Annotated in this window: 9 protein-coding genes and 1 other annotated feature; of the genes, 5 read left to right on the top strand and 4 right to left on the bottom strand. The window is 41.1% G+C overall.

Annotated elements, in window-relative coordinates; translation table 11 throughout:
• Nucleotides 1-433: 433 nt before the first annotated feature.
• Nucleotides 434-1,318, bottom strand: a complete 885-nt coding sequence (gene aroE / locus BO222_RS08195) for a shikimate dehydrogenase (protein ID WP_075820043.1) — start codon at nucleotides 1,316-1,318, stop codon at nucleotides 434-436.
• A gap of 59 nt (nucleotides 1,319-1,377) precedes the next feature.
• A complete protein-coding gene (locus BO222_RS08200; RefSeq protein ID WP_083647748.1) occupies nucleotides 1,378-1,944 on the bottom strand; it encodes a shikimate kinase in 567 nt (188 codons plus the stop codon).
• 416 nt (nucleotides 1,945-2,360) lie between these two features.
• Nucleotides 2,361-2,553, top strand: a binding site (T-box leader).
• Between the two features lie 53 nt (nucleotides 2,554-2,606).
• Between BO222_RS08200 and leuS the strand changes: the two genes are divergently transcribed.
• From leuS to tyrS, 3 genes are read left to right on the top strand one after another with little or no spacing between them, the layout of a single operon-like run.
• Nucleotides 2,607-5,003: a leucine--tRNA ligase gene (gene leuS, locus BO222_RS08205; protein ID WP_075820045.1), complete on the top strand. Its 2,397-nt coding sequence runs from the start codon at nucleotides 2,607-2,609 to the stop codon at nucleotides 5,001-5,003.
• Nucleotides 4,993-5,427 (top strand): gamma-glutamylcyclotransferase family protein, encoded by a 435-nt coding sequence (locus tag BO222_RS08210; protein ID WP_083647749.1) that lies wholly within the window; start codon nucleotides 4,993-4,995, stop codon nucleotides 5,425-5,427. Before leuS ends, BO222_RS08210 begins: the two co-directional genes overlap by 11 nt.
• 56 nt (nucleotides 5,428-5,483) lie before the next feature.
• A complete protein-coding gene (gene tyrS, locus BO222_RS08215; RefSeq protein WP_075820047.1) occupies nucleotides 5,484-6,725 on the top strand; it encodes a tyrosine--tRNA ligase in 1,242 nt (413 codons plus the stop codon).
• A gap of 181 nt (nucleotides 6,726-6,906) precedes the next feature.
• Here tyrS and BO222_RS08220 read toward each other — a convergent pair whose 3' ends face one another.
• Nucleotides 6,907-7,929 (bottom strand): TIGR01212 family radical SAM protein, encoded by a 1,023-nt coding sequence (locus BO222_RS08220; protein WP_075820049.1) that lies wholly within the window; start codon nucleotides 7,927-7,929, stop codon nucleotides 6,907-6,909.
• Between the two features lie 22 nt (nucleotides 7,930-7,951).
• Nucleotides 7,952-8,965, bottom strand: a complete 1,014-nt coding sequence (gene aroF / locus BO222_RS08225) for a 3-deoxy-7-phosphoheptulonate synthase (protein WP_075820059.1) — start codon at nucleotides 8,963-8,965, stop codon at nucleotides 7,952-7,954.
• A gap of 357 nt (nucleotides 8,966-9,322) precedes the next feature.
• On the opposite strand from aroF, the gene BO222_RS08230 reads away from it, so the two are divergent.
• Nucleotides 9,323-10,021 (top strand): type I 3-dehydroquinate dehydratase, encoded by a 699-nt coding sequence (locus tag BO222_RS08230; protein ID WP_075820051.1) that lies wholly within the window; start codon nucleotides 9,323-9,325, stop codon nucleotides 10,019-10,021.
• 174 nt (nucleotides 10,022-10,195) lie between these two features.
• Nucleotides 10,196-10,726: a ribosome hibernation-promoting factor, HPF/YfiA family gene (hpf, locus tag BO222_RS08235; protein WP_075820053.1), complete on the top strand. Its 531-nt coding sequence runs from the start codon at nucleotides 10,196-10,198 to the stop codon at nucleotides 10,724-10,726.
• The last annotated feature ends 145 nt before the right edge of the window (nucleotides 10,727-10,871 follow it).

Raw genomic sequence — 10,871 nt, forward strand, 5'->3', positions numbered from 1 at the left:
TACTGGATCGGCTTTTACATCATTCGAAAGTGATCAAGATACCTGGAAGATCCTACAGAACAAAAGATCTCGTTTCAGAACTGGAAGAAAGGAGGAGGGAGAGCTAGGCGCGCGGGTATAGGAGAAGACACTTTCCATGGAAAGTGTCTTCTCCTATACCCCACCCACTGCAAGAAATGGTAACTTTCTCACTGCAATAATTGGCACATTTTATCTTGCATTTAACACACTCTCTGATCTGAAGATCTGACTATACAGAACTTCATGAACAAAACTAAATCACCGCTCTGAACCGATCGTTTAACTGATCAAATGGCCCAGAGCGGTTTGGTTTTTTAGTATTTTCTTTCGATGTCTGTTTGTTATTCAATATCTGTTATCTGTTTACTATCAAATATTTATTAAGGTATCAGATGGATGACAGGTTGGATATTCAGACTGATTTTACAGAATCAGGAAAATAGAGCCTGCGGACTTCTTCCACTGGAAAATCCTTTCCGGTCCATAACTTAAACGAAGCAGCTCCCTGATGAAGAAGCATGGTTAATCCATTGGCTGTTTTGCATCCAGCTTCTCTTGCATCTCTGAGTAATTTAGTTTCTTTGGGATTATAGATGACATCAAAGACGAAAAGATCTTTTCTGAATAACGATGGATCATTGATCAGAGAAATCCCTTCGTTTGGGGCCATGCCGACTGATGTTCCGTTGACCAGGATATCACTTTTCTTGATGGCTTCTTTGAGAATTTCCGGATCGGTGAAATCATTGAGGCTCACCTTGCAATGTGTTTTTTTGTTGAGCTTTTCGACAATCTCCAAAGCTCTTTGATAAAAACCATCTTTAACATTAAAGACATGGATTTCCTTTAATCCGCTTAAGGCGGCCTGAACAAGGATTGCTGTTGCTGCTCCTCCTGCGCCCACTAAAGTCATTGTCTTTTGACTTAGATCAAAGTCATTTTCCTTAACGGCTTCCATGAATCCAATACCATCCGTGGTCGTCGCATAAAGCTTTCCGTTCTCATTCACGACTGTATTGGCTGATCCGGATATTTCGGAAGCTAAGGAAACTTCATCCGCAAGCTCAACCATAATGTTTTTGCCAGGCATGGTGACATTCCAGCCTTTCGCATTCATCAGTTTAAGAGCCTTGATGGCATCAGCCATCTCTTCTTCCTTTACATCAAAAGCCAGGTAAGCATAATCAAGATCAAGCAATTCGCAGGCTTTATTGTGCATAGCTGGGGATATGGAATGGGCGACCGGAGAGCCAAGCAGGCACAGCAGGCCGGTATGACCACTAATCTGTTTACTCATAAAAGAACTCCTTTTCTTGGATTTTTTATATTCTTTAGCTTATTTAGCAGCATTAAGGATCAGATCTTCAGGATTTCCTGACAGATCATTTCGACATCCTTATTATCAGTTTCAACAATCTGATCAGCCGCAGCTAAATAATAGGGCCTGCGCTTTTCGATCAGTTGAGTGATATATTCGACTGTTTTGTTATTTTCAAGCAAGGGTCTGTCGTGATTATCTTTGACTCTTTCATAAATGGTTTCAGGTCTTGCATTCAGAAGTATAACCTTACCGGCTTTTTTCATTGCCTTCACATTGACCTGAGACATGGCCACTCCGCCGCCACAGGAGATGACATAACCCTGATTGGGACTGATCTCAGAGATCAGATCGGTTTCAAGCTTTCGAAAATGCTCTTCTCCAAACTGATCAAAAATTTCTGAAATCTTCATCTTTGTATCCTGCTCAATCTGTGAATCCATTTCGATTAAATCAAATCCAGCTTTTTCCTTAAGATATCTGGCGATGGTGCTTTTTCCCGCTCCCATAAATCCAATCAGAAACAGATTTTCATTTGATTCTTTATTTATTGGATTCACGGAGGTTGGTTTCTGAAGTTTTGTATTGGATGAAATGTCGTTCATAAATATTCCTTCTTTAAACTGGTAATTGAAAATCAGAAGCTTTGAGATTGAAGTGAGAATTTTAAGCTGAAAGAACTTTTTCTTTAAACTGTTTTTCTTTTCGCTCTTAAAGTTCTCAAGTCTTAATCTTATTTATGATAATCAGATGTCTATATATATTCAATGAATCCTGATGAACAATGAAAGAAAAGATGAAAATTTCTGAAAACTCCTAATGAGTTGCTTTTTTTCTGCTTTGTGAAGAACAAATACGAATAAAAGACAGCGATAAAAGAGACAAAAATGGTTTCAGAATGATCAGAATCAATCACTTCAAAAAGGCCTTTATAAAATTGAGGACGATTCGTCTGGATATTGTCTTTTGGGTCTGGATTTTGAAAGCAATTGAAATTAAGGAATGAATTTGCTATTGTTTCATTCAGGCAAAGATTCTGAAGCAGTAGGGAAAATGTTGGAAATAAAAGAGAGCCAGGGGCTGGTGAAACCTGGATGAAGACTTTCCTGAACTCGTCAGAGGAGCAAACCGCATTCCTGCGTTATGGGAAATTGAGTGTACAGACTGAATGCAGTCTGTGAACTAAGGTGGAACCGCGTGCAAACGTCCTTGGAAACAGGGGCGTCTTTTTTTATTCAGAATTTTGCAACAGAAAGGAAGACTAGAAATGTACGATCATCAGTCCGTCGAAAAGAAATGGCAGAATTATTGGAAAGAACATAAAACATTCAAAACCGATACTGCTGACTTTTCAAAACCAAAATATTACGTGCTTGACATGTTTCCTTACCCCTCTGGAAATGGACTTCATGTAGGCCATCCAGAAGGATATACCGCAACCGATATTGTTGCCCGCAAGAAAAGAATGGAAGGCTTCAATGTCCTTCATCCAATGGGATTTGACTCTTTCGGTCTGCCGGCAGAACAGTTTGCCATTCAGACTGGAAATCATCCATCCATTTTCACGAATCAGAATATTGATCACTTCAGAGACCAGATTCAGGCTTTAGGTTTCAGCTATGACTGGGATAGAGAAATAGCGACCAGTGATCCTTCTTATTATAAATGGACTCAGTGGATCTTCGAAAAGCTCTATGAAAAAGGACTCGCTTATGTCGATGAAATTCCAGTAAACTGGTGCCCTGAATTGAAAGCCGTTCTGGCCAATGAAGAAGTCATTGATGGAAAATCTGAACGAGGAGGCTATCCGGTTATCCGTCGTCCAATGCGTCAGTGGGTATTAAAGATTACTGAATACGCTGATCGTTTGCTTGAAGATCTTGAACTGGTTGACTGGCCGGCTTCAACAAAAGAAATGCAGAAAAACTGGATTGGTAAATCAACTGGTGCAAACGTTGTTTTCAAAATTGATGGCCATGACAAGGAATTTACCGTATTTACGACTCGCTGTGACACATTATTTGGTGCGACGTATTGTGTAATGGCTCCAGAACATCCTTATGTGGACGAGATTACAACTTCAGAACAGAAGGAAGCTGTTGATGCCTATAAAGCCATCTGCGCAACGAAATCCGATCTGCAAAGAACCGATTTGAATAAAGATAAGACTGGCGTATTTACAGGAAGCTATGCAATCAATCCGGTTAACGGCAAGAAGATTCCGATCTGGATTTCCGACTACGTTCTTGCAAGTTATGGCACTGGCGCAATTATGGCTGTTCCTGCTCATGACACCCGTGACTATGAATTTGCTAAGAAATTTGGTCTTGAAATCATTCCGGTTTTAGAAGGCGGAAATGTGGAAGAAGAAGCCTATACCCAGGATGGAGTTCATATTAATTCAGATTGGCTTAATGGATTAGATAAACAGGAAGCGATCGATAAGATGATCGCCTGGCTTGAAGAAAATAAGGTGGGCTCAGCCAAAACCACCTATAAGCTGCGTGACTGGCTGTTTTCAAGACAGCGCTACTGGGGAGAACCTATTCCTATCATTCATATGGAAGATGGAACACAGAGAACAGTTGATGTTGAAGAACTCCCACTTGAATTACCGGCTACAGATAATTTCCAGCCAGCTGATAATGGAGAATCGCCACTGGCAAATGTTGATTCATGGGTCAACGTTGAAATTGATGGTGTAAAAGGAAAACGTGAAACCAATACCATGCCGCAATGGGCAGGCAGCTGCTGGTACTATCTGCGTTATATCGATCCAAAGAACGATCAGGCAATTGGTGAACCAGCTTTACTTGAACACTGGCTGCCCGTGGATCTGTATGTTGGTGGGGCTGAACATGCTGTACTTCACCTGCTTTACAGCCGTTTCTGGCATAAAGTACTCTATGATTTAGGTGTTGTTCCAACTAAGGAACCCTTCCAGAAACTATTCCATCAGGGAATGATCCTTGGAAGCAACGGAGAAAAGATGTCTAAGTCACGCGGCAACGTGGTCAATCCGGATGAAATTATCGAAAGTCATGGAGCTGACGCCCTGCGTGTTTATGAAATGTTTATGGGACCTCTTGAAGCCGGTCTTCCATGGTCTGAAACCGGACTCGACGGCACCCGCAAATGGCTTGAACGCGTATGGCGCTACTTTACAAAAGTGGCAGTTTATACCGATCAGAATAATGGGGCTTTAGATAAGGTCTATAACCAGACTGTAAAAAAAGTAACGAACGATATCGATACTCTTAATTTTAATACTGCAATTTCTCAGATGATGGTTTTCATCAATGAAGCTTATAAGCAAAAAGAAATCTATACTCCTTATGCAGAAGGCTTCGTTAAGATGTTTTCAGCTTTTGCGCCGCATTTAGGAGAAGAACTCTGGCAGCAGGTTTTCAATAAAACAGAATCCATCGCCTATGAACCATGGCCAACTTATGATGAATGCAAACTGATCGAAGCGACGAAGACAATCGTTGTTCAGGTGAATGGAAAAGTTCGGGGCAAATTCGAAGGACCAGCGGATCTGAGTGATGAAGAAATGCAAAAAGAAGCTCTTGAACTGCCGGCAGTAAAAAGACAGCTTGAAGGCAAGGAAATCCGTAAGATTATTGTCGTGAAAGGCAAGGTCGTTAACATTGTTGCCGGATGATTATCTTCCTGAATATTATCTGGCTTATGGCAGCAATCTGAATATTCAGCAGATGATTTCCATTTGTCCTGCCGCCTTGCTGATTGAAACGGACCTGTTGTGTGACCGGACTCTTGCGATTAAGGGAGCAGACGATGAACATGGTTATCTGACTTTAGTCCCATCGGCCGGAAGCAAAGTACATGTCGCCCTGTGGAAAATTACAAAAAAGGACAAGGAAGCTTTGGATCATTCCAGGCTTTTAAGCAGCATGTATGAAATTGAACATCTCATCCTTGGCGGCAAGCATTGTTTTTGTTATATAATGAAAAGCATTTATCCGACTGCTGTTGCAGATCCTGCCTATATGGAGATCTGCCGGCAGGGATATATTGAAAATGGCTTTGATCCAATCTATTTAGACTGTGCAAAGCATCGTTATTAAAGCTTTAAACCAGATCAATCTGGAAAAAGTTGTATCTCTAGGAAAGGATGAATCGTATGGAGCTATATGATGAACTGAAGTGGAGAGGTCTGATTAATGACATCACTTCTCCTGATCTGATCGATGAACTTAATCATGGAGAGCTGACATTCTATATTGGAACCGATCCGACGGCAGACTCTTTGCATATTGGCCATTATTCTTCACTGCTTTGTGCAAAACGGCTTCAGCAGCATGGCCATCACCCAATCATGCTTGTTGGAGGAGCAACCGGATTTATCGGTGATCCAAAGGCAACGGGTGAAAGAAATATGCTGACACCGGAAGTTCTTGACCATAACTATCAGGCTCTGCATAACCAGATCGAAAACCTCTGGGGATTTGATATGGTGAATAACCTGGATTGGACAAAAGATCTTTCCATCATCGATTTTTTGCGTGATTTTGGAAAGTATTTCAATGTTAATTACATGATCAACAAGGAAACCGTAAAAAAGAGACTGGATTCCGGAATCAGTTATACCGAGTTTTCCTATATGATTCTGCAGGCTATGGACTTCCTGAATCTGTTTGAAAAGAAGAACTGCCGTATGCAGATTGGCGGTCAGGATCAGTGGGGAAATATCACTGCCGGTCTGGAATTGATCCGAAAAAAACATGGAGCCGATGTGAAAGCCTATGGATTAACCATGCCTTTAATCACAAAGGCGGATGGAACCAAATTCGGTAAGTCGGAATCTGGAACCGTCTGGTTAAAGAAGGAGAAAACTTCTCCTTATGATCTGTATCAGTTCCTTTTGAATACAGAAGATTCAAAGGTCATTGAATACCTCAAGAAATTGACGTTCTTAAGCGTTGAAGAAATTGAGCGGTTGGAAAAAGCTCTTGAAGAAAATGCAGGAGCCAGAGAAGCGCAAAAAAAATTGGCTGAAGAAGTCGTTCGTGATCTTCATGGCCAGGAAGAACTTGATGCCGCATTAAAAATTACCAATGCGCTGTTTCGTGGAAAATTGCAGGATCTCGATGATGAACAGCGTCGGGATGCGGTAAAATCCATGCCGAAAATTCAGACTCAGGCTATGAAGCTTGAAGATCTTCTGGTCAGCTCAAATATCGCGAAGTCAAAACGCGAAGCCAGAGAATGGATCAAGGGAAACTCCATTGCCATTAATGGAGAAAAATATACCGATCCAAATATGATCGTTGATTCTTCAATGGCTTATGTGGATAATGTACTGATTTTGCGTAAGGGTAAAAAGAACTATTTTGCATTTGTCTTTGAGCCTAATGTTGATTAATAGCCAAACTCACGTGGCATTAGTCGAGATATTACTGAATTTGAATTGAAAAACTCGCATAGAAGAATCAATAACAAATAAGAAGACCGGCAATCGGAGTGAATTCCGATTGCCGGTCTTTGCTTTAAATGCTTTCGATCAGGAAACTGAATCGATTTTCGATTTCGATTGATAATCCATATCAGATTTTTGATTTAAAACCGATCTGAATAGAAGGATCTGGATTGTTCGGGATTTCCTGTGCAACATCTACTTTGCAATATTTGCCCTGCCAGGAATTTCTTTCAAACAGAATTCGGTCAACCTGGTTTGCTACCGAGGTTTTCTTCGTAGTCCATAATGGAGCAATGAGATCTTCCTGCAATCCATCCCCAGTAATTCGTTCTATGATCATCTCTGGAGGTAGAATTTCGAGCTGATCACAGACCAGGGTACAATATTCATCCTGATCCATCAGTTTAAAATCGCCATTCAAATAATCCTTCGCGATTTGAGTGTTGGTTATCATGTGAAGCATATGAATCTTTATCGCATCGGGTTTAAAAACAGTGCACCACCTGGCGGATTCCATCATCATTTCATGATCTTCAAAGGGTAAGGAGTTGATCAGATGGATACAGCTGAAAACCCCATACTTCTTTAACAGAAAGAGGGCATTTTCAACATCTTTGGTTGAATAGCCGCGGTTGATTCGTTTCCCGGTTTGATCATTGCTTGACTGCAGTCCCAGTTCAATCCAGATATCCTTTTTATATTTTGAAATCCAGGAAACAAAATCTTCTTCAAGACAATCCGCTCTGGTCGCTATACAGATGCAGAAAATTTCAGGATCTTCAAGAAATGGAGTGTAGATTTCCTTGAGCTTTTCTAAAGGAGCGTAAGTATTGGAAAAGGACTGAAAATAGGGGATTCCTTTAGCTTTTGGCCATTTATGATGAATCCGATCCAAATTATCCTGATACTGATTCTTAAGGGGTTTTTCAAACGAGAGAATCGAATCTCCGCTTCCTTTTGCCGAACAGAATGTACAGCCGCCAAAAGAGACTTTTCCATCACGATTTGGACAGGTAAACCCCGCGTTGAGAGGGATTTTTGCACATTTTTCTCCATATCGATTCTTAAGGTACCAGCTCATCGTCTGATATCTCTTGTTATCAGAAGAATAGGGATATGGATTTGTTTTAATCTGAGAACTATTATTCATGTTCAAGATTATATCTTAATCCTTAAAGTGTGCGGCCAACAACTTCTGCGATTGCCCGTCCTTTATTGATCAAAGATGCGAATTTTTCTGGCTTTAAGGATTGAGCTCCATCCGAGAAAGCATGGGTCGGATCATCATGAACTTCGATAATCAAACCATCCGCACCTGCTGCAATCGCGGCCAGAGAAGCGGATTCCACAAGCTTCCAGTCTCCAGTTGCATGGCTAGGATCAATGACAATTGGCAGATGAGTTCTCTCCTTGATAATTTGAATAACGGAAAGATCAAGGGTATTCCGGGTATATTTTTCGAAGGTTCTGATGCCCCGTTCACAGAAGATTACATTCTTATTACCTTCAGACATGATGTATTCAGCCGCCATGATCCATTCTTCGATCGTATTGGCCAGACCTCGTTTTAAAAGAACGGGTTTATCGGTTTTGCCGACTGCTTTAAGCAGATCGAAGTTCTGCATGTTTCTGGCTCCGATTTGAATGATGTCGACGTTTTCAATGAATTCGTCAATCTTGTCTGCAGACATCAGTTCAGTTACTACAGGAAGACCGGTTTTTTCTCGTGCACTTGCCAAAGCCATAATTCCTTCAGTCATCATTCCCTGAAAAGCGTAAGGAGAAGTACGGGGCTTGTAGGCGCCTCCGCGAAGCATGTCAGCGCCGGCTTCTAAAACTTCGCCAGCGATCCTCTCAATCTGTTCCTTACTTTCAACTGCACATGGCCCTGCCATGACTACGATCTTCTTGCCGCCGATTTTAATTCCATTGACGTCAACAATTGTATCTTCCGGATGAAACATACGGTTGACTAACTTGTACGGCTGAGCGACTCGCTGAACGTTGTAAACAATTGGGTTAGCTAAAATAGATCTTTCATCGATGGAAGCTGTATCTCCAACCAGGCCAAATACATCATAGTTTTCACCAACGATTTTTGTAATCTGAAGATTTCTGCTTTCAAGATCTTCAATCAGGGCCTGAACTTCCTTTTCATCGGCTGTCTTTTTTAAAGTGATAATCATATGTCTCTCTCCTTTACTGATTTTGCGATATACGTCCTCAGCCATTGGATTCATAAAAAAACAGGACATTCTAATCAAAAGAATGTCCTGTATATAAAGCCTGCAAAAAAAGCCCAACGAATTGTATGAGGTTATAAGGTCGGTTCTCATACAAATACTCTGGACGATGTTCTATCAGGCTGATCTTCTAAATCGAATGACTTTCTGGTTCATGGACTTATCTTAAACCCAAAAAAGAAAATTTTTCAACTAGTAAATGAAAAGAAGCCAAATCTTTTCATAAACTCTGTAACTCAATATAATGAATCTGAATCAGGAACATTCCCGGATATTGCGGATGTTTGAAAAGAGGAAAACATGAATCAGAAATCAAAACTTAAAACCATTTGTCCGATCTTCCTAACAGAAGGTGAGGATTTTCAGAAAGCACTGGATGTGATTGAACAGTCAACCTGTCATATGATCGAAATGCGCCTGGATGAATATTTCGATCAATACGGTGTTGAGGCCCTTTTAAAAAAGCTGAAAGAGCTTGATCCAGAAAGTTTTGGAAAGGAAGTGATCTGGACTTTACGAACCAGACCACAGGGCGGAAAAGCAGACGTATCCCCTGAAGAATATGTTCAGGTCATTGAAGCCATCAACCAGCTGCCAGGTCTGACTGATGTTGAACTGGATCAGGTGACCAAGATTAAGGATCACTATATTCCTGAAAGGACAGTTCTTTCCTGGCATGACTTTGAACAGACGCCTGGAACACAGGAACTGGCAGGCTTATGGGATGAAATGGAAATGTACATGCCAAAAATCGAAAAGATTTCAGTGATGCCAAAGACGAGCAAGGATGTTCAGAACCTGCTGCAGTCCTGCAAGAACCATTCGACGACGCAGGAAAAGATTGCCATTTCCATGGGAGAAATGGGTAAGATCTCCCGTATACTGGCTGACTTTTATGGAAGCGGATATACATTTGCCAGTGCGATCACAAACAGTGCCCCAGGTCAACCCTCACTGGAAGAATTGACCTTCTATCGGTCCGTATTTGCCGATCGTTAGAAAAATTTGAAACACACTGACGTTTTTTTTAAAATAATATCAACAGGAAGCGTTAAAGGTTAACCGCTTTAAAGAAGAGAACAGGAGGTTGAGAATCGCAGAAGTCAGGTTCAGATTACGGGAGCCGGACCGCTCTGAACTGCAGCAAAACCGGATAGAATGTGGAGGGTTACCATGAATATTAATATTGTTGGAAAAAACATTTCTGTAACAAAAGCACTTGAAGACAAGATCACGAAAAAACTGAATAATCTCGATAAGTATTTCATCATTGATGAGAACGATACGGCTAAAGTCCTTTTGAGAACCTATCCGACAAAACAGAAAATTGAGGTTACCATACCCACAAAATTTGCGATTCTTCGTGCAGAAACATCTGCCGATGATATGTATTCTGCCATTGACCAGGTGGTCGACAAGTTAAAAGATCAGATCCGCCGCCAGAAAACCCGGATTATGGACAAGAAGTCTCATCCGCTTTATGAAGCCTTCTTAGACTTCGATGTGATGGGAAATCCGATTGAAAGCGATGAAATCGTCAGAACAAAAACGATCCATCCAGAAAGCATGTCTCTTGATGAAGCGATCGTAAAAATGGATCTGATGGATCATAGTTTCTTCATTTATACTGACGATGAAACAAACAAGATCGCAGTTGTTTATTTAAGAAACGATGGCGGTTATGGTTTGATCGAAACAGAATAGATAATTTATATAAATGTAGGATCTGTCAACTAAACTGTGTAAGTAGTTTTACAGCCGTTAGTTTACTGGACCAGTTCACTGCCTGATTCAAACACTACATGCCTGGTCTGTTCTGTCCAGGGTCCACAGGACCCCGAAGGGGCTT

This window comes from Ileibacterium valens (genome assembly GCF_001945525.1).
In the GTDB taxonomy this organism is placed as follows: Bacteria; Bacillota_I; Bacilli_A; order Erysipelotrichales; family Erysipelotrichaceae; genus Ileibacterium; species Ileibacterium valens.